Annotated in this window: 19 protein-coding genes; 5 read left to right on the plus strand and 14 right to left on the minus strand. The window is 49.4% G+C overall.

Annotation, left to right across the window (positions count from 1 at the left end; translation table 11 throughout):
- Positions 1-30 precede the first annotated feature (30 nt).
- From cofD to npdG, 3 genes are read right to left on the minus strand one after another with little or no spacing between them, the layout of a single operon-like run.
- A complete protein-coding gene (gene cofD / locus C0068_RS09765) occupies positions 31-1,014 on the minus strand; it encodes a 2-phospho-L-lactate transferase (RefSeq protein ID WP_233208789.1) in 984 nt (327 codons plus the stop codon).
- Positions 1,014-1,781, minus strand: coding sequence for a coenzyme F420-0:L-glutamate ligase (gene cofE / locus C0068_RS09770; RefSeq protein WP_103684317.1), 768 nt, complete (start codon positions 1,779-1,781; stop codon positions 1,014-1,016). Before cofE ends, cofD begins: the two co-directional genes overlap by 1 nt.
- Before the next feature lie 4 nt (positions 1,782-1,785).
- The gene (gene npdG, locus C0068_RS09775) at positions 1,786-2,463 is read right to left on the minus strand and encodes an NADPH-dependent F420 reductase (protein WP_103684318.1); all 678 of its coding nucleotides are present in this window, start codon (positions 2,461-2,463) and stop codon (positions 1,786-1,788) included.
- 483 nt (positions 2,464-2,946) lie between these two features.
- Between npdG and C0068_RS09780 the strand changes: the two genes are divergently transcribed.
- Positions 2,947-3,720 carry an SDR family oxidoreductase gene (locus tag C0068_RS09780; RefSeq protein WP_103684319.1) on the plus strand — a complete coding sequence of 258 codons (774 nt, stop codon included), beginning with the start codon at positions 2,947-2,949 and terminating at the stop codon, positions 3,718-3,720.
- Between the two features lie 236 nt (positions 3,721-3,956).
- Positions 3,957-4,418 carry a globin domain-containing protein gene (locus C0068_RS09785; RefSeq protein WP_103684320.1) on the plus strand — a complete coding sequence of 154 codons (462 nt, stop codon included), beginning with the start codon at positions 3,957-3,959 and terminating at the stop codon, positions 4,416-4,418.
- A gap of 17 nt (positions 4,419-4,435) precedes the next feature.
- Here C0068_RS09785 and C0068_RS09790 read toward each other — a convergent pair whose 3' ends face one another.
- From C0068_RS09790 to C0068_RS09810, 5 genes are all read right to left on the minus strand, one after another.
- Positions 4,436-4,876, minus strand: a complete 441-nt coding sequence (locus C0068_RS09790) for a DUF1294 domain-containing protein (RefSeq protein WP_103684321.1) — start codon at positions 4,874-4,876, stop codon at positions 4,436-4,438.
- 104 nt (positions 4,877-4,980) lie between these two features.
- Positions 4,981-6,402 carry a pyruvate kinase gene (pyk, locus tag C0068_RS09795; protein WP_233208790.1) on the minus strand — a complete coding sequence of 474 codons (1,422 nt, stop codon included), beginning with the start codon at positions 6,400-6,402 and terminating at the stop codon, positions 4,981-4,983.
- A 190-nt stretch (positions 6,403-6,592) separates the two neighbouring features.
- Positions 6,593-7,777 carry an acyl-CoA dehydrogenase family protein gene (locus tag C0068_RS09800; protein ID WP_103684323.1) on the minus strand — a complete coding sequence of 395 codons (1,185 nt, stop codon included), beginning with the start codon at positions 7,775-7,777 and terminating at the stop codon, positions 6,593-6,595.
- A gap of 108 nt (positions 7,778-7,885) precedes the next feature.
- Positions 7,886-8,797, minus strand: coding sequence for a VOC family protein (locus tag C0068_RS09805; RefSeq protein WP_103684324.1), 912 nt, complete (start codon positions 8,795-8,797; stop codon positions 7,886-7,888).
- A 32-nt stretch (positions 8,798-8,829) separates the two neighbouring features.
- Positions 8,830-9,894: a 3-ketosteroid-9-alpha-monooxygenase, oxygenase component gene (locus C0068_RS09810; protein ID WP_103684325.1), complete on the minus strand. Its 1,065-nt coding sequence runs from the start codon at positions 9,892-9,894 to the stop codon at positions 8,830-8,832.
- A 320-nt stretch (positions 9,895-10,214) separates the two neighbouring features.
- Here C0068_RS09810 and C0068_RS09815 point away from each other — a divergent pair, with 320 nt between their 5' ends.
- Entirely contained in the window at positions 10,215-11,774 is a 1,560-nt protein-coding gene (locus tag C0068_RS09815; protein WP_103684326.1) for a tetratricopeptide repeat-containing sulfotransferase family protein, read from the plus strand.
- A gap of 7 nt (positions 11,775-11,781) precedes the next feature.
- On the opposite strand, the gene C0068_RS09820 is transcribed toward C0068_RS09815, so the two are convergent.
- Both C0068_RS09820 and C0068_RS09825 read right to left on the minus strand, forming a co-directional pair.
- Positions 11,782-12,582, minus strand: a complete 801-nt coding sequence (locus tag C0068_RS09820) for a glycosyltransferase family 25 protein (RefSeq protein WP_103684327.1) — start codon at positions 12,580-12,582, stop codon at positions 11,782-11,784.
- A gap of 162 nt (positions 12,583-12,744) precedes the next feature.
- Positions 12,745-12,942, minus strand: a complete 198-nt coding sequence (locus C0068_RS09825; RefSeq protein ID WP_103684328.1) for a CPXCG motif-containing cysteine-rich protein — start codon at positions 12,940-12,942, stop codon at positions 12,745-12,747.
- A 124-nt stretch (positions 12,943-13,066) separates the two neighbouring features.
- Between C0068_RS09825 and C0068_RS09830 the strand changes: the two genes are divergently transcribed.
- Positions 13,067-13,981, plus strand: a complete 915-nt coding sequence (locus tag C0068_RS09830; protein WP_103684329.1) for an SDR family NAD(P)-dependent oxidoreductase — start codon at positions 13,067-13,069, stop codon at positions 13,979-13,981.
- 106 nt (positions 13,982-14,087) lie between these two features.
- Here C0068_RS09830 and katG read toward each other — a convergent pair whose 3' ends face one another.
- The gene (gene katG / locus C0068_RS09835) at positions 14,088-16,256 is read right to left on the minus strand and encodes a catalase/peroxidase HPI (protein ID WP_103684330.1); all 2,169 of its coding nucleotides are present in this window, start codon (positions 16,254-16,256) and stop codon (positions 14,088-14,090) included.
- A gap of 206 nt (positions 16,257-16,462) precedes the next feature.
- On the opposite strand from katG, the gene C0068_RS09840 reads away from it, so the two are divergent.
- Positions 16,463-16,867 carry a carboxymuconolactone decarboxylase family protein gene (locus C0068_RS09840; protein WP_103684331.1) on the plus strand — a complete coding sequence of 135 codons (405 nt, stop codon included), beginning with the start codon at positions 16,463-16,465 and terminating at the stop codon, positions 16,865-16,867.
- 246 nt (positions 16,868-17,113) lie between these two features.
- Here C0068_RS09840 and C0068_RS09845 read toward each other — a convergent pair whose 3' ends face one another.
- The 3 genes from C0068_RS09845 to C0068_RS09855 form a co-directional block, all read right to left on the minus strand.
- Positions 17,114-17,389 carry a TehB family protein gene (locus C0068_RS09845; protein ID WP_103684332.1) on the minus strand — a complete coding sequence of 92 codons (276 nt, stop codon included), beginning with the start codon at positions 17,387-17,389 and terminating at the stop codon, positions 17,114-17,116.
- Positions 17,390-17,542: 153 nt separating this feature from the next.
- Entirely contained in the window at positions 17,543-18,043 is a 501-nt protein-coding gene (locus C0068_RS09850) for a hypothetical protein (RefSeq protein WP_103684333.1), read from the minus strand.
- Positions 18,044-18,247: 204 nt separating this feature from the next.
- Positions 18,248-19,810 carry a transposase gene (locus tag C0068_RS09855; RefSeq protein ID WP_103682677.1) on the minus strand — a complete coding sequence of 521 codons (1,563 nt, stop codon included), beginning with the start codon at positions 19,808-19,810 and terminating at the stop codon, positions 18,248-18,250.
- Positions 19,811-19,886: the final 76 nt, after the last annotated feature.

Consider the following 19,886-nt stretch of genomic DNA (forward strand, 5'->3'; position numbering starts at 1 on the left):
TATTCCGCGAGGACATCAACGGCCCAATACTCAACCGTCCCAACTCGCAGCAAAGCTTAAAACCCTTTCTGCCAAGGATGTTTTACTCGGCAAATCCGTCATCAATGTGGGAGCCACACACACTTTAATTCCCATCGCGACGATGTCGTCACTGTACTCCACATCCGACTCATCCAATACATAACCGTCGAGCAAGTCACCGTAATACTCGGCAACTGCAAGTGCGGTGGCGGGCATATCTAGCTCCCGCATCATTTTGGCGGCTGGCCCCTTCACTGCGCGGCCAGCAATAATGGGCGACACCGCAATGACTGGTGCAGAGGCTTCTTTAAGTAAGCCCACGCAATCGGGCAAACTCAGAATAGGATCAATACTCACAAACGGATTGGAAGGACAAACCACAATCGCCGCCAACTCGTCGTCTTGCAGCACATTTTTTAGCAGGGGGTTTAATTGCGCGGTATCTGCACCTTCAAAACGCAAGCCGCGCACCTCGGGTTGGCATTTATCTCGCACAAAATATTGCTGAAAATCGAGCCAGCCTTGATCAGTACTCACCTTAGTGGCAACTGTCTGTTCTGACATTGGCAGCAATGTGTGTGTAACTCCTAAACCCGCTGCAATTTGCTTGGTTGCCGCCGACAGCGAGTGACCTGCGCGCAATAGCTGGGTTCTGAGCATATGGGTCGCCAAATCTTGATCGCCAATTTGAAACCACTCGTCGCCCCCCAACCGGCGCATGGCAATCAGTGTCCTCCAAGTTTCGTCGCGCAAACCCCAGCCACGCTCTTCGTCGTTTAAATCCGCCAGCGCGTACATTACCGAATCTAAATCAGGGCAAATGCGCAAATCCCAATAATCGAAATCATCACCGGTATTGGCCGCAATCGTTAGTTGCTCTGCATTTAATACCGCCGTCAAACCCCGACATAATTTCGCGCCGCCCACACCGCCACTCAAGGCCAGCACTTTACCGCTAAATGCCATTTGGTTTGGATGTTTTACGTCGCTCATCAGCGAAACATATCCTTTTCTCGTTCGCGAATTAAGGCCTTGGAGCCATCACTAGACGGCCGCAATTTCGCGCCGCGAATAAGTACCAAGGGCAGTGCCTCGTCGCCTTGCCCCATCACAAAGGAGGCCGCCGCCGCTAATTCGTCGGCAACGGCGACTTCAGTAACCTCAAGCGGCCGACCGTATAAGTCTTGTTCACCAATCCGATTTTCTAGCGCCTCGAAACCGGCGGTGCCGATTGCAAAACCTAAGGTGCCATTGCGCCACGCACGGCCGGCACTGTCGTTAATAACAATATTCACCGATAGCCCTAGGCGCGCCTTGAGGGTATCTCTTAGCTGCGCAGCACTGCGATCTGGGTTCTCTGGTAACAATAGCAAACGGGGATTATCGTCGTCGCTACGAATATTAGAGCGATCAATCCCCGCATTGGCGTGAACATAGCCAAGCACATGCTCAACAATCACTACACCTGGACGGCGACGAATTACCTCGCGGGATTCATTTAAAAGCACCTGCATATGACGAGGGTCTTTATCGCACTGCTCAGCCAGTTCACGGGCTTGGGCGCTTGGCTCTATGTCATTTAAGTAGGCGTAGCGACCCTCTGCTTTGGAGACAATTTTTTGCGCCAACACCAACACATCGTCGTGTTGCAGACTGAGCTCAGCCCCTTCGAGGGCCGCTATTATCAGCTCGGCAAGATCATCACCGGGCTCAACCATAGGAATTCCCGGTACCGCATGAAGAACGAGTGACGAACTCATCGAATTAATGATCCAGCCCAGTTAATTTAATTCCGGCATGACATTTGTACTGCTTGTTTATAAAAATAAGTAGCGACGTCATCGCCTCTACCGCCGCTGCATTGGCGATACTGCCAGCGTGAAAGCCGCGTAAACCAGCCGCTTCTACTAATTCTATAACCTTGGCCCGCGCTTCTTTATTGTCGCCACACACCAGCACATCGCAGTCCATACCTTGGCCTTCCTGCAAATGTACCGCGGCTACATTCTGGAAGGCAGAAACCACATTTACCCCTTCGCCCAAAATATTTTGAGCGATCTGCCCCGCAGAGCCCTCTTCCGGCAACTGCACGCGAGCAACTTTAGGCGGAACCAAAGGCACAGTCACATCGATTAAAATTTTACCCTGCAAAGCCGCTTTTACGCTGCGCAGCGTGTCGGCGTGGTGAGCAAAAGGAACTGTTAAAGCCGCAATATCTGCCGCTGTTGCCGCCGCAACATTGTCCATCGCCGCTACCGACACCTCGGCCACGCCGCGCTCCTGCATAAGTTCACGCAAGGCTTGCGCCGCAATCTCGGCCTTTTCTTGGGTGCGCGAACCAATAATGATTTGGTAACCAGCCTCGGCCCAACGTCGTGCCAATCCCGTGCCCAAACCGCCGGTGCCGCCCAGAATTGCCACTACTGCTTTACCTTCACTCATCCAAGTATCTCTCTATATTATTCAAAATAAGGTACTGCCGAAGCCCGTTTATACCCACTTATTTAGTCTTAATAAGCGAGAAAACCGCCGACACTAAAAGTTTAGTGTATACGCCTTAAGCCCCTGCGAACACTGGCAAAAACGGTCTATCCTCAAACAAAAATGATCGAACTTACCTCGCACAGTAAATGCTAGCGAAAAGAGCATTCACTTTACTAATTAGCGATGCGCGCACGCCGCAATCCTTATTTAAACAGCAGCTTTAGCAAATACGATTACGCACTTCAGATTAGTCCCTTCAGACTACCCCGCACTAGAATCACGCTAGACCCCACAGGCCGCGGGCCTTGCAGAAAATAGACGATATCACTCCGGCTCTGCAGGCAATTCCGAAGCGGCAGAAATAAGGTAAACTCACCGGATATCGGTTCGCCAATGAGCAGATCTAGCTAAATCGAAAATAATATGCAGTGCGGAGTAAAAATGGAGAACAAACTAGACTTCAGCGCCAAAGTGGTCATTGTCACCGGCGGTGGGAAAGGCGTTGGCCGCGGAATTAGCGAGCGCTTTTTAGAAAGCGGCGCCACCGTCATCATTTGCGGGCGCAGCGAACCAGAATCGCTACCAAGTGCAAACGGCAGGGATGCGGTCTTTTTCACCCTCGATGTTCGTGACGCAGAGGCCATCCAACAATTAGTCGATACCGTCGCAACCCAATATGGCCGCATTGACGTATTGGTAAACAATGCCGGTGGCGCACCGGCTGCCGACGCCGCAACGGTATCACCAAGGTTCTCAGAATCGATTATTCGCTTAAACCTCTTAGCACCGCTGAATTTCTCACAATCCTGCAACAAAGTAATGCAAACCCAAGACAGTGGCGGCGTAATTATTAATATTGCCTCGGTAAGTGCTGTGCGCCCCTCGCCGGGCACTGCGGCCTATGGCGCCGCTAAGGCTGGTTTGATTAGTTTGAGCAGCTCTCTCGCTGTCGAGTGGGCACCCAAAGTGCGAACGAATACCATCATCGCCGGAATGATTCGCACTGAACAAGCCCACCTGCATTACGGCGACGACGCCGGTATCGCCGCCATTAACAACACCATTCCACTCGGGCGTATGGCCGTACCCGAAGACATTGGCGACGCCTGCCTGTTTTTGGCCAGCGATTTAGCCTCTTATATCAGTGGCTCGACCCTAACCTTGCACGGCGGTGGCGAAAAGCCCGCATTTTTAGACGCCGCCAATGTGAGCTAAAAAATCGCCGCAGAATAGCCAAATAAGGCCTGCACGCACCTAAATCCAGCAAACGCCAAGCACGGTGTAGTGAATTACCGCAATTCACTACGCAAACTATGTATGCGCCCCTCGGTTATCGCGAATAATCACGTAACAGCAGCGCGAGTAGAGTGTCCAATAAGTAAGGAGCTTAGATATCACTCGACGCGACGATCACCATCGCCAGACGCCGAAAAACCATAGCGAGGCGCGACATGACTCCCAAACAAATTGCCATTGTGCAATCTCATTTACACGCGATAAAAGCCATCGGCAAACCTTTTGCCAAAGTGTTCTATGCACGTCTTTTTCAATTGGCACCCGATCTACGTGCTCTATTTAATTGCACTGAGAGCAACAAAGACCGTAAATTAATTAATATGCTGTGCACCACAGTGCACTCATTAGAAAATATGGATGGCCTCAAAGTCGTCGCCCATAACATGGGTCAACGCTATAGCGAACAAGGAGTTACTGAGCGCCACTACGATTTATTTATTCAGGCCATGTTAGAGACCTTAGAAATGGCGCTTGGCGATGAATTTAGCGGCGACTCAAAAGCAGCATGGGTCAGCTTACTTGCGATGTTAAAAAGCACACTGCTAGAAGCGAGCAACTATCACGAAATCGAACATACCGCATGGGGCCGCGAAGTGCCGATGGCACTGGTGGGCTAAAATTTCCGGCAAGAATATTATGTTTCACGAAGTTTTATAAAAAATAAAATCCGCGACGCAAGTTCGTCGGATTTTATGTATCGGCGGCTTACATCAGCTGCGCCGCCGATGGCACTCTTCAAAAGTCGTTCACCGCCCGTCGAATGCAGCCAAACAAACCCACCCACATTTAGCAGCACAGTAAGCCAGAACACGCCACGAAAAGATGTTTTCTGGGTTTTATGCCGCAATTTTTGCTGCGCCAATAAAGCGCCGGGCCAACCACCACACAGCGATAATAGATGCAGGGTGTTTTCTGGCACACGCCAAGCTCCGGATCTTGCCGCCTTTTTGTCTCTAGCGTAATAAATATAACTAAGGATGCTAAGACAAAATAAAAACACAGCAATCGCTAGCGGCGTGTAGCTGAAATAATAAGAAAGCCCCAATATACCGACGATGACATAGGCACTTTTCATAATTAAACCTTAAGATCGAGAAGAACAAGGACGAAAAAATAGGGCTGCAAAAAAGGCTCCACTTAATGGAGCCCTCTAAAGTCGAACAAATCAATTTTGCAAAATTAGTTCACCCGCACAATTTTTAAAGTGTTGGTATGCCCATCTACACCGACCTCATCCCCCGTTGTACCCAAAATCAGATCATCGGTTTCAACGTAGCCCCGCGCGCGAATTGCCTCTACGCAGGCGGCAACTTCTATACCGGCTGAATCGCTGGCGACGGCATAAACACCACGGTATAAACTTACACGGTTGCAGGTATCTGGATTGCGGCTAAAGGCAAAAATAGGAATTCCCGACGTCAGCCGCGACATCAGCAATACGGTTCTGCCGGTTTCAGTCATCGATACAATCGCCTTCACCCCCACTTGGTGGTTTGCTGCGTAGACTGCACTCATTGCCAAGGTTTCTTCTACGGTGTCGAATTTCCGCTCAAGCCGATAGCTAGATTTACGTGCCGATGGATAGAGCTCAGCACCTTCGCAGTTACGGGCCATCGCTTTTACCGTTTCTACGGGGTACATACCAGAGGCGGTTTCCGCCGACAGCATAACGGCGTCAGTGCCGTCGAGTACCGCGTTCGCCACGTCAAACACTTCTGCGCGGGTAGGTACTGGGCTGCTTACCATCGACTCCATCATTTGCGTCGCGGTAATAACTGGGCGGTTTAATACCCTTGCGCGTTTAATAATATGCTTTTGTAAACCGATTAAACTCGCATCGCCAATTTCGACACCGAGATCACCCCGCGCGACCATCACACCATCGCAGGCGCGAATTAAATTATCGAGATGTTCATCGTTAGCAACAGCCTCAGCCCGTTCGATTTTGCCGATGATGTGGGCAAAGCAGCCCGCACTTTCTAATTTAAGCCGTGCATCTTCAATATCCTCTGCGCTGCTAGGAAAAGAGACCGCAATAAAATCAAGGCCAATCTGGGCCGCCAGCTTGATATCTTCCATGTCTTTATCGGTCAGTGCCGGAGCAGATAAGCCACCACCCAGACGGTTTATGCCTTTGCGAGACTGCAACTTCCCGACACTCTCGGAACGACAAAACACCTGCTCGCCTACAACCCTATCCACGCTTAAACGCAGGCGGCCATCGTCAAGTAGCAGCACATCACCAGCGCTTACCGAGCGCGCCAAGGGCTCGTAATCTACCCCGATATGACCGGCATCACCTTCGCCGTCGGCAAGTTCGGTGTCTAATATTAGCGCTGTACCCTTTTTTAGCTCGATGGGATCAACCGCAAGCTTGCGCAGGCGAATCTTTGGCCCCTGCAAATCACCCAGCAGGCCAACATAGACTCCAGCCTCGGCGGCCAATTCACGAATTAGCGCAGCACGATCAGCGTGTTCTTCAGCAGTACCGTGGGAAAAATTCAATCGAAATACGTTTACTCCAGCGCTGATCATCTCAGCGAGGGTTTCCCGAGAGTCACAAGCGGGTCCGACGGTGGCCACAATCTTAGTTCGACGCATGAATACCGCTATCCTTAAAATAAATAGTGAGGAAAAACCCTATGTTACACCTCTGATTCGCAGACAGCGACTAAGCTTATGGGTAGATTTTATGACACTATGAATTTTCAACTAAAAATGCTCAAAATTTGAGCAATAAAAAACCCAGCAATGCTGGGTTTAAAAATAACGCAATTAGCCGAAACGCGATTTACACGAAGAAATCGCCGTTTTCCATGCCCAAGCCCACACCACCTAAATTGCGCGCAAAGCTTGTGGGGTTATTCGCCACGTGGGCGCGCGCGGTATGGATATCGAGAAAGCGCTGCTGAATTTCGCTATCCAAAAACACCGACTGCCCACCCGCCACTTCAAATAGGGAATCAACAATATTAATGCTCTTGGTGATAACCAAAGAGGCGTGGTAGCGGTAGCGTACTCGGTCTTCTAGGGGAACCGTTTTCCCCGCCTCAACCAAGGCCATCATCGAATCGAAATTGCGGAATAACAGCGCCTCCATTTCGTCGATGCCATTCAACGCCGCTGCGATGCGCTCCTGCACTTGCGTATCGCCAGCTAGCTTGGTTGGATCGCCACTGGCCTTGTTCAATACCGCATGTTTATAAAGATCGACGGCGGCCTTGCAAGCGCCAATCGCCGGTGTACATACAACACGAATAAAGGTCTGCGCCCAGGGCAACTGATACAGCGGCGCGGTGTTTAATGCTTGGCCGGGATTTGTGCAGGCAAAACCATCAGTCTGCTTATGAGTCATATAATCCGGCACAAAGACATCATTTACCGCAATATCGTTGCTACCAGTTCCCTGCAGCCCCATCGACTGCCAAGTATCGATAATTTCATAATCACCTTTAGGCACTAAAAAGGTTCTGTAGCCGTCCCCCGGAATGATCGCGCCCAGCAAGGCCCACGTACAGTGATCACTGCCGCTAGACCAGCCCCAACGACCACTTAATTTAAAACCGCCATCCACTACCGTCACCTTGCCCATCGGCGCATAAGATGAGGAAACCCGTGTATGGATGTTGCCACCCCAAATAGCTTGTTGGGCGCGATCATCCATAAGCGCAATCTGGAAAGCGTGAACGGCAATAATCCCACTCGCCCACGCCGTTGACATACACGCTTGTGCCAATGCAATTTGCATGCGGAAAAAATCCTGTGGCGTCAGCTCCAGCCCACCGTAACGCTTTGGCTGTAGCGCTAGAAAAAAGCCAATATCCTGTAATTCGTCTATAGAGGCCTGCGGCACCTTGCGCAGCTGCTTTGTCTCTGCCGCCCGCTCGCGCAAACGCGGCTGCATATCGGTAATTGCCGCCATCATTTCTGCAACTGACAAGGCTTTAGTATTGTTCTTAGCTTGCGCTACGCTCATCGGACTTCTCCTGTATTCATTTTCATTGGCGAGGCGAGAATCAAATAGTGCAAGCCCTACCAGGTATCTAATTGGCGGCGGTCAACCGCAGCACTCAACAAGCAATAACTAGGCGTCTGGCATATTAAATTTATGGCCCCACAAACTGGGCAGACTAGTTACTGTTGGCGTAAAGCCTTCCCAATCCATCTGTAAGCCGTCGGTGCCAAACTCCATTGCAAAGCCTGTCGGTGTCGCCATATAGAACGACAGCATATTGTCGTTGGTATGACGGCCCAAGGTAGACACAATAGGAACTCCGGCCTCCTCCACCCGATCAAGGCAATAACCCACTTCGTCCACGTCGGTAACTTCTAACATCAAATGCACACAGCCAACGGGATTAGCCGGATCTTCATACAAAGCCAAGCTGTGATGGCGGGGATTATTTACATGCATAAAATGCAGGCCCTGACCTGGATCATCGGGATCTGGCGAAAATTTAAAGTGCATATAATCGCTGTCACCAAAGCCTAGCAGGTCTTTATAAAAGTCGTGGGTTGCAGACAATTTCGCGGCGGGAAGTACCGCGTGCCCCAAACCCATATCGCCATTTACGCCGGTTTCAAAACCAGAAATACCTTTTGGCGATATGAATTTTGCATAATCCAGCTCACCACCCCAGAACAGCTCCAAGCCATTGCCAGAGGGATCTTGTAGGCGGATCAAACCGCGAACCCGCCGCGCTGCGGCTTCGGCAGCAGATACTTCTTCAAAGGCGACACCCGCCGCCTGCAAATCCGCTTTTGCAGCGCTAAAGCCAGCCTCATCTGCCAGTTCCCAGCCGCAAAACGCTAAGCGGTTATGCTCTGACTTAATAATCGCAAACCGGTAAGGGCGCGTGTCGATTTTTAAATACACATTGCCATCGTCTGGCATTGTTGGCGCTACCATCAGCCCCAAAATATTGCAGCCGTAATCCAGCCACTGCTGCGGCTCCGTCGACTCAATAACTACATAAGCTAAGCTGCGAACATCCATTGCTAGATCCTATTATTTTATTTCTAAACCAATCAGCTATTACGAATTGCGTAATCCACTACGTACTCGCGCTTTTCATTAAAAGATTCAGGCACATCGGCGAGATCCAAGTAGAACTGGTTATACCACTGACGAAGACGGTTAATCGGGCCGTCGCCATCACACAATACCGGATTGTCTACGCGGGTTTTGGTATGCCATATATGCACATCTTGGAAAAACGCCGTCCGATTCTGTTCGGTATACTGACGCGCCATTTCATTATTTTGCTCATCGCTTATACCAGCGATTTTTTTCACTGCCACGCCAAAGCGCAAATCAAAGCTATTGTGATCAATCGGCACATGGGTCACCAATAAACGCGAGGCAACATCCACTCCCTCAAAATGCCCAGTCATATAGGTATTCATATAAGCGGGGCCGTAGTAAGTTGCCTCTGAGCTAAGTTCGCCATCCTCGGCCAATAACTCGGAACCACCCGTTAATTCCTGCCGGTAGGTGTGCTTATAAACAATGTTTTTAAACTCTTTGATCGGCGCGCCGTGAATAGGACCAAAGTGCGCCACATCAGCCATATTGTCGATAAGCTCACGGGCATTGGTATTAATGGTCATCAAATCCATTTGCCAAATAGTCCAGTCATCACTGAAGAGGTCATCGATACGCGGCGGGCGCTGCTCCTCAATCGGCGGATTTCCCTCAGGGTCAAACCACACAAACAATAAATGGTTTTCTTCTAATGTTGGATAGGAGCGAATGACCGCCTTAGACGGAATGCGTTTGGCATAGGGGATTTCATCACACACACCATCTGCACCCCAGCGCCATGCGTGGAAAGGGCAGCGGATAGAATTACCCTCAACACAGCCTTCGCTTAAATCAGCCCCCATGTGCGGGCAGTAACCGTCAAGAATATGCATCTCGCCATCTTCACCGCGATAAGCGACCAAGCGAGTACCAAAATAATTGAGTTTGACCGGCGTACTGGTATATTCGCTCGCCAGACCGAGACAGTACCAACCGCGGGCGTAGCGGTCGGGTAATTCCGCTGCCTCAATAATATGCGGCTGGCGCGGCACTTGCGCTACCTGACTCATTGTTATTCTCCTTCAGACGCGTTTTTCAAAGGGGTTCTGCATGGTGAAAAATTCTCACACATGCCCCCTAACCACACCATCCTCCGTTTAGACGAGCCAAAACATAGCAATAACACTCTGTTTTTATTGATTTTTTATAGCCTACACAAGATATTCATCAACACATATTCAGACTTAAAATTAATAGCACTCGCTGTCGCCAGCGATTAGCAGCCGTTACAATGTGAATTAATTTCGGAAGCAGCGGCCAATACGTCACAAACAGATTCTGTCTAGATAGTCACAGTGCCGCGCCCACCCCTCTTACAATCTGGCAGGCAATGAAAAGTAAAAAATCAGCAGGTAAGTCGCAGATCGATAAACACGAGCGCAAGAACGTCACCATGAGTCTTCCCGGTCGCCCAGGCAGCAATGTAATGCCGGCGAGCCAAGCGCTAAACTTCGTTGCGCAATTGGCCCAAGACGGCAAATGGCCGGTTGTCATCGTATTGTGCCAGCAATTATTAGCGCAAATTCCCCAGCTCACACGTGCGGGACATTTTTTGTTTAAAGGCCTAAACGAGGCAGGCGACTACAGCGGATTATTAGCCGCCACGGAACAACATTTAATAAATAAACCCCGCGACGTAATTAGCCTACTTTTTCACGCAAGCGCCCTTAGGATGCTAGGCCAGCACAACAAGGCCCTGCAAGCTATTGAAAAGGTTTTACGTTTAGAGCCGGCAAATATAAACGCCTTAAATCAACAGGGCGTTATATTAAAAGAAATTGGCAAAATGCCAGAGGCGCTAGCGAGCTTTGATCGCTGCATACGTCTGTCACCACTCGACGGCCACGCGTATTGGAATAGATCAGATCTACTGCACGACATCAAAAGCAAAGATCTCGACGACATGGAAGCGGTGCTGAACAAGCCCACCGTGTCTGCTCACAATAAAGCTCGGATTCACTATGCGCTGGCCCGCGGCTATGAATTTAATGGCGACACGGCTAAGCAGTTTCTCCACATTGAACGTGGCGCAGCACTAAAGCGCAGCTTGCTTGAATACAATCACGCGGAGGAAATACAAGAGACCCGCAATATCCCCCAACATTTTACACCGGCGCTTTTAAAACAGACGCCGCTTCCCCGCGACGCAGACAGTGCCAAACCTATCTTTATTTGCGGCCTACCCCGCAGCGGCACCACTTTGGTAGAGCAGATTATTTCAACACACTCGATGGTAACCGCAGGTGATGAATTAGTCGCATTGCAACGTGCTACCGCCGCGGTATTGCGACAAAAGCGCATCGACAAACCCTTTCCGCTTTGGGCAAATGAGCTACAGCCAAGCGACTGGAAAGCCATCGGCGACAATTATCAAACGCTTACCAAAGAACTCCATGTAACACCGTTTTTTACCGATAAAAATCTGCAAAATTACAAAGCACTCGGCTTAATTCATCTCGCCAGTCCCGAGGCAAAAATTATTTTCTGCCGACGCAATCCCATGGATAATTTATGGGGATGCTATCGCCAGTATTTTGCCGACGGTTTGCGCTTCACCTATGATCAAGAAGAATTAGCCGACACCTACCACGCTGCTGCCGAGCTATATCGCTACTGGCAACAAGTATTGGCAGATAAAATCTTCTTTTTAGAATACGAAACCTTAATCAATGACTATGAGGCAACCGTAAAAGCCTTGCTGAATTTTTTAGATCTGCCCTGGGAAGAAGATTGCCTGCACTTTTATAACAACCCAAGAGCCGTCAGAACCACCTCGGCCACACAGGTAAGATCTCCCATTAATAGCAACCGCATAGATCAATGGAAAAAGTTTGAGCCGCAATTACAAACTATGTATAAGCGCCTGCACGAACTCGGTGAAGTGGAATAAATCTAAATCAATCAGGATTAGAGCGAGGAAATTTAATACTGGGGTCTGGCAAGGCGTTTGGATAGAAATCAGAAAAATTTGCCAAACGGTAATATCGCATCAATACACCGCGATACAATTTAAACATATGCCAGCGTATTTCCGTCATCCTCGATGGCGCCATTGTTCCCCATGGTTTGGCAATACTAGAGACGTGTTTACGCTCTGCGGCCACATGGGGCTCAACACCGTATGCGCGAATATCAGTCTCCCAGAAGCAGTCGTAAAATCCGTCCACCGGCATACTGATTGTTTGATACTGCCGTAAAAATTTAGCCATCGCAGGGCGATTCATCACATATGCCTGCGCCCCGCACCACCCGCGCAGCGGCCTCACCAATTGCCAAGAGCCCGCCAATGTCGCAATAGTTTTTCGACGCCGACGTTTTAAGCCCATCAACCTCACCATATCTACTTCGCTAGGCAATGCAACAATTGCATCTACTACCTCGGCAAAGCCAGCTAATATTTCAACATCATCCTCAAGGATTAAAAGTTTCTCCACGCCATTATCGAAGGCTTGCTGAATCACTCGCGCGTGGGACAAAAAACATCCCACCTCCGAGGTAGTTAACTGTGAGCGTCGGCGCAGCACAGACATTTTTTGATCCACAGACTCAGCATCGCGCAAGTCTGGCATAGCACTGCGACCGTCAATTGCAGAGAAGACCTCAGCCTTAAAACCGAGAGCAGAAAGCGCATTGACTAAAGAAATAACCGTGGGCGATTGGGGCTCTAAAGAAATGACAACTGTAGACAAAACTGACATGAAGCAATCCGATATGATCAAAGCCAATGTAAAATAATTTACGATGCCAAACTGCGCGCCGCTATCATTTTCATTTAACGCAATATCTATGACAGCTTTGTTACCTAGACTTAAATCGGATTAACGGGGTCTTTTTAAAAGCAGCAGTACTTCGCTTGATCGTCAATAAGCGTCATTTTCCGCATACACCCGAACACACAGTTCCTGTTCATCATCAACGCGAAGAACAATGCTTATTGGACGGCAACACACCTCACAATCTTCAATATATTCTTCATCACCACCTGAGGCGTCAATGAGTAACTCTATAGATTCGCCGCAGTAGGGGCATTGTTCGTAAATGGATTCAATACTATTCATAGCCAATTGCCTCCGCTCTTTAAGCTAACATAGCCTTACGTATACTGAGTATATTATTCGTCTAGTGTACTATCTCTATAACTATGATTACGGAAACAAAAATAATACAACTGAGGATTGTTACATGAGCATTCGTTTTGATGGAAAAGTCGCCATCGTCACCGGCGCGGGCAATGGCCTAGGGCGCAGCCATGCCTTAGAGCTGGCAAAACGCGGCGCTAAAGTCGTCATTAATGACTTGGGTGGCAGCCGAGATGGTAGCGGTGCCTCATCAGACGCCGCTAAAGCGGTTGTCGCTGAAATTGAAGCCGCAGGTGGAGAAGCTATCTCACACGGCGCAAATGTTGCGGTGTACAGCGAAGTCGAAGATATGGTTCGGCAAACCATTCAAAAATGGGGCCGAGTCGATATTTTAATCAACAATGCCGGCATTCTGCGCGATAAGAGTTTTTCCAAAATGTCCTTAGACGATTTTAATCTCGTCATGGATGTTCACCTCATGGGCTCAGTAAACTGTAGCAAAGCGGTATGGGACATTATGAAAGAGCAGCAATATGGCCGCATTGTAATGACCACCTCCTCCAGCGGTTTATACGGAAATTTTGGCCAGAGCAATTATGGTGCCGCCAAAATGGCGGTGATCGGCCTAATGAATACCCTGGGCATTGAGGGCGCAAAAAACAATGTCCGTGTTAATGCACTGGCCCCTACCGCTGCAACACGAATGACTGAAGATATTTTACCGCCAGAGGTGCTCGCCATGCTGGTTCCTGAGCCGGTAACAGCTGGCGCACTGGCACTGTGTTACGAAGATGCGCCTAGTCGGCAAATACTTTGCGCTGGGGCCGGTGGATACGCCATCAGTACATTATTCGAAACTGAGGGGATCTATCTCGGGCCAGACCAACAAACTCCAGAAGCGGTTATTGCCCATTGGGATCAAATTTGCGATACGTCCCAACATGCCGCATTAGAGACCGGCTTTAAGCAGTCTGAAAAATTTTTGCTAAAAGCGCAGCAATATTTAAACGAAAAATAAAGCATGCATCGTTTAAATACCCTGATCTGAAATTGAAAATGCCTCGGGAACTTTTACCTTCCCGAGGCATTTTTGACTTTAGCCGACTTAATTTTAATGCTACAAATTAAGCGATATCAAAGCGGTCCGCGTTCATCACTTTTGTCCACGCTGCAACAAAGTCATTCACAAACCGTTCTTGGGCATCGGCACTACCGTAAACCTCAGCCAAGGCGCGCAACTGTGAATTTGAACCAAACACCAGGTCAGCGCGGGTGGCAGTCCATTTCACAGCCCCAGATTTACGATCACGCCCTTCAAACTCCTCTTCAGATGCAGAGGTCGCCTTCCACTCGGTACTCATATCAAGCAAGTTCACAAAGAAATCATTGCTAAGTGAGCCCACATTTTTAGTGAATACACCGTGCTGGGTTTGACCAACATTCGTACCTAGCACCCGCATACCGCCAATAAGCACTGTCATTTCTGGCGCGGTTAAATTCATTAATTGCGCGCGATCCACCAGCAATGCTTCGGCGGGAACAGCGTATTTAGCTTTTACGTAGTTGCGGAAACCATCCGCAATTGGCTCCAAGGGTGCAAATGATGCCACATCGGTTTGCGCCTGCGACGCATCAGCACGACCCGCCGTAAAGGGCACCGTCACCGCCTGACCCGCATTTTTTGCAGCCTGCTCAATACCGACGCCACCTGCTAAGACGATCAAATCAGCCAGTGATACTTTCTTTGCGCCACCATTAAAATCGCTCTGAATACCTTCGAGCACCTTAAGCACCTTGGCCAACTGAGTAGGTTGATTTACCTCCCAGTCTTTTTGGGGTGCTAAACGAATACGGGCACCATTTGCACCGCCGCGCATATCTGAACCGCGGAAGGTAGAAGCCGAGGCCCATGCGGTAGACACCAACTCACCAATGGACAGCCCCGCCGCCGCAATTTTCGCCTTCAGCGCCGCAATATCGTTTTCATCAATCACCGCGCCTTCAGCCGCAGGAATCGGGTCTTGCCAAATCAGCTCTTCCGCCGGCACTTCTGGACCGAGGAAGCGAGCCCGTGGCCCCATATCGCGATGGGTTAATTTAAACCACGCTCTAGCAAACGCATCGGCAAATTGATCTGGGTTCTCAAAGAATCTCCGCGAAATTTTCTCGTAGGCCGGATCAAATCGCAGTGCCAAATCCGTTGTTAACATCGTCGGCACCTGACGCTTCGTGGCATCGAAGGCGTCGGGAATCACACCTTCACCAGCGCCATCTTTCGGCTGCCATTGGTGCGCGCCCGCTGGGCTTTTGGTCAACTCCCACTCATAGCCAAACAAGTTTTCAAAGAAGTTATTACTCCACTGAGTTGGTGTAGACGTCCACGTTACCTCAAGGCCACTGGTAATCGCGTCAGCGCCCTTGCCACTGCCGTGGCTACTCTTCCAACCAAAACCCTGCTGTTCAATACCAGCCGCTTCTGGCTCAGCACCAACCAGAGCCGCATCACCTGCGCCGTGGGTTTTACCGAAGGTGTGACCACCGGCAATGAGTGCCACCGTCTCTTCGTCATCCATTGCCATACGAGCAAAGGTTTCACGAATATCTATCGCCGCAGCAAGTGGGTCAGGTTTACCGTTCGGCCCTTCTGGGTTGACGTAAATCAGCCCCATTTGCACGGCGGCAAGTGGATTTTCTAATTCACGCTCACCGGAATAGCGCTTGTCATCCAGCCATTCGCCTTCGGCGCCCCAGTAAATATCTAATTCAGGTTCCCATATATCTTCACGACCACCGGCAAAACCAAAGGTTTTAAAGCCCATCGTTTCTAGTGCTACATTGCCGGTCAGAATCATCAGATCGGCCCATGAAATTTTCTTGCCGTATTTTTGCTTAACCGGCCACAACAGGCGTCGCGCCTTGTCTAAATTGCCGTTATCGGGCCAGCTATTCAGGGGGGCAAAGCGCTGACTGCCGCTGACTGCGCCGCCGCGGCCATCGGCAATCCGGTAGGTGCCCGCGCTGTGCCACGCCATACGAATAAACAAGGGGCCGTAGTGACCAAAGTCCGCTGGCCACCAATCTTGGGAATCCGTCATGACCGCCGCTATATCCGCCTTTAAAGCCTCGTAATCTAGACTCTTAAATTCTTCAGCATAGTTAAAATCGTCGCCCATGGGGTTAGATTTATTGGAGTGCTGGTGCAACATATCTAGGCGCAATTGATTTGGCCACCAATCACGATTCGTCGTACCTGTGCCCGCCGCATGATTCACCGGACATTTGTTATTAGACATAGCGTCATCTCCCTTGGAGTTAGTCATTGTTTTGCGTCAGCTACCTTTATAGCCCTAAGTGAGCTAGCTATCCAACTGTACTTATCAATCATGACGATAGCTTTTAACTGTTGAACTGCTAATTTGGCCTCTAAGCTTAGGTTATGTTGCTTTATCATGTACGTCACTATCGACCCTCAGATCACTGCACAGCTAGGATTAGCATCATGCCAGACGAGAAAACCAAGAAAATACAAGACACCGCCGCCGCGCTTTTCAATGGTTATACAGAAGAAAAACCCTATGAATTGTGGCTGAGTTTCGACAAGAAGCTAGCCAAAGAGATGTCACGCTTTGTCGTCGGTGACATGTATACTCGTGACGTGCTACCGCGCACTACGCGTCAGTTAGTAGCTATTGCCGCACTCAGCGCAACGGGAAAACAGGACGAACTTAAATTACACATTCACGCCGCTCTTAATGTCGGCTGCGCACCAAAAGAAATCGCTGAGGCTATTTTCCAAATTGGCGTTTACGCGGGCTTCCCTGCCATGAACAATGCGCTACTCACACTGCGTACCGTGCTTGAGGACAATGGACTTTGGCCGCTTACTCAGCGTGCTAATACATAAATAAAAAAGATGGTTCAACTATAAATATGGAGGCGAGCTGGATAGATTTTACACACTCAGGCGATCGCCTCGAATCACCCATTAGCGGCCCTGCGAAATCATAGAATTTGACAAAACAATTTCAGGAAAGCAGTCATTCGTTTACGCCTTGCTAAGGGGCAACCGAAGCGCAGCGTAGGTTGTCCCAACGGAGGCCGCGCTTTTTGTGGCCGGAGTGACTTGAGCAATTTGTTATATGGCTGAACTCTAACGATAAAACTCAACATAAAATCTAACCGAGCCTAGAGGCTTTATATGATGCAATATCGTTGGTTCCACCACACCATGATTGGAGTCGCATAGCACGATGACTTCGACTTCTGGTTCTTGGATAGTATATTCAAGCTCACCTGATAGTATTACGATCTTACCCCACACACCTGCCTTAGTATTGTGGTCTTTCAGCAGGCCAACAGGGATTGTCTCCTCAGTAAACTCAGGCGTCTTCTTGTAAGCGCTTACGTTAGTAGGTAGATCTTTCATATCACTTTTGCCATATAACGCCCTACGCCAGGGGCAGGCAAAATGGAGCGCGATTTTGTGCGACACTGAGCGGAGCGAATGCACAAAAGGGCGCGGAGTTTTGGCTGTCCCGCCGCGCTTTTCAGCGGTAACTGCGCGTGATTGTTATAAGGTTTATTGCACAGATTCATGCTTTATACGCCCAACGAATTCTGCGTAATTCAAACGCACACCGAACATTAGTACTTCGCCTTTTTCTTCGTTTTTGTACTCTTCAGGTACATCATAATGCGGATAGTTTACGTTGTCGCTTTCACTACTAGACGGGTTCAAGCTCGATATTGATCGTATTTCGCTCGTGTACCGATCAAAGCTACAGCTCATAGACCATACGCTATGGATTGCATTTTTAGAGGAAGAAAACTCAACCCCCACCGTATTTACTACAAATGGAATTCCTATGCCGAGCGTGTCAATTTCTGGGACAGGAAGCCCAGTCTCTTTGTCAATTGTGTTTGAGTTTGCCCGCTGGTGTTCAAGGAGGCACTTTTTAGCGACCGAGAACAAATACTCGTCGCTGTATAGAGTGTAGCCAGACACCAAATCCGTTTTAGCGTGCACAAGACCTACAGATACTAAAATCAACGGTGCCATTAAGGCCTTCAGTGTTCTCATTATCTAGTTACCCACGGAATTCAGGCAAAGCCTTATAACGAGGCTGTAGATTTTCTGATTTAGCAGAACGCATGATTCCTCGCGCCTCAAAATCTTGCTTATTTTCGGATTTCTTCACAACGCTTCCTGCTCCTTTGGATTTCTATCAGCCGCTTCGTTTTGTTCTGAGGCACCACTTTGAGCTGTAAATGGCCCTTGTTCCGCCTAATATAACCCGATTCGACCATAGCGGGAGAGCTTCTCAATATTGTGGACTAAACAATACAACTGCCACTGTCCTTGAACCTTGTCTTTGCCCCTCAGCGAGAAGCGGTTCAAGCCTTTGTTGGTACCGATGTTACCAAATACTGGCTCCACTACAGACATCCGGTGACTGTAGATCAGTTTGCCCTTGGCACTGTCGACCCGCTTTTTCATCCAGTCTGTCGCCGTCTTGCCACTATCAATAGTGAAGGCCACTTGGCGACCGTGGCCATGCCGTGTATCGGCTGATGCTGGGTTGCGCATGCAGTCAGTCTTAATTGGGCAATGGCGACAGTCGGTGAGCCTGCCCTCAAAGCTGAGCTTGAGTTTGCCGCCGGTGGTAGTGCCTTCGCTGTGCAGCCACATCTCTTTTCCTGTCGGGCAATGGCAGGTTTTCTTTGTAATATTGAGAGTAAACTCGCTGGCCGGAATGACTGACTTCTGGCCTTTCACTGTGTCCCGATGGCGCTTCCCGTACTTGGCTTTCTGATCTTTGAATTTTGGATCACGCTGACGGAATTGATTGTCGGGGATGTAGGCGTTAATCCGGTTCTTCTTCAGGAATTCGTTATTGGCTTCATTCGCAAAGCCAGTGTCAGCGGTGATGACCAAGCCTTTTCCGTAGATGGAGGCATTGATGTTTAAGCGCTCGAAGCGGTTCTCGACTCTGCCTAGAACAGGCTTGAGTGTATGGTGCTCCTGACCTTCGCCAAAGGCTTGGGCATCCACAATGATCTGGTGCTTTTTATCTACGGTGGCTACTCCGTTATAGCCTTGGATCGTGCCTTTGCTGGTCAGCATTTTGGCGGATTGGTTGTCGGTGATATTACTTTTTACTTCCTTTGGCCGTTGTCCTTGCCCCATCCTTGGGGCTGCTGTCTTTAGGAAATCGTTGATTTTCTTATACTGCTTGAACAGGGTATTGGCGGCCTGCTCGGCCCGTTGCTGGCGCACCTTCTCGTTGGGTTTACGTGCATCCAGGCGCTGATGCTCTTTGATGTGGTGCTGAATCTGTTTGCGGAGTTTGGCGGATTTCTGTGCGAGTTCGTCAAAAGTACCTGAGTGCTCTTTCGCCGCATTGGACGACATTTTGCACCCGTCGATGGCAAGCAACTCCAAACCCAGCAAGCCTTGCTGGTCACAGACCAGCAGAACCTCCTCAAACACCGCTTCAATGGCATCGGGGTAGTTGCTAACAAAACTGGCAATAAGCGTGAAGTGGGGTACCGAATCGCAGGACAGCGCCTTAAAGATAATATTGTGCTCGCACTGCCACTGGATTTCCCGACTGGAAGTGATCCCCTTGGAATAAGCAAAGAGGATAATCTTGAGCAGCACTGCCGGGTCGTAGGCCTTGCGACCACCTTCGTCATTGTTGTACTTGTCGTAGAAGACTGACAGATCGATATGATTTTCTATGAGATGGTGCAGCGTAAACTCGAAGGTACCAGGCTGAATTTGCTCGGCAAAATTGATCACAACCATCGCATCTTGGTTGTAGTTGTAAGGCTTGAACTTGGGCATGTCATCACTCCCTGATCAGATGCCTGATTTTAGCAAAAAACACTGGTTTTTAAGAGAAAATCTACAGCCTCAACGC

The sequence above is a fragment of the Zhongshania marina genome (genome assembly GCF_002915595.1).
GTDB lineage: Bacteria > Pseudomonadota > Gammaproteobacteria > Pseudomonadales > Spongiibacteraceae > Spongiibacter > Spongiibacter marinus_B.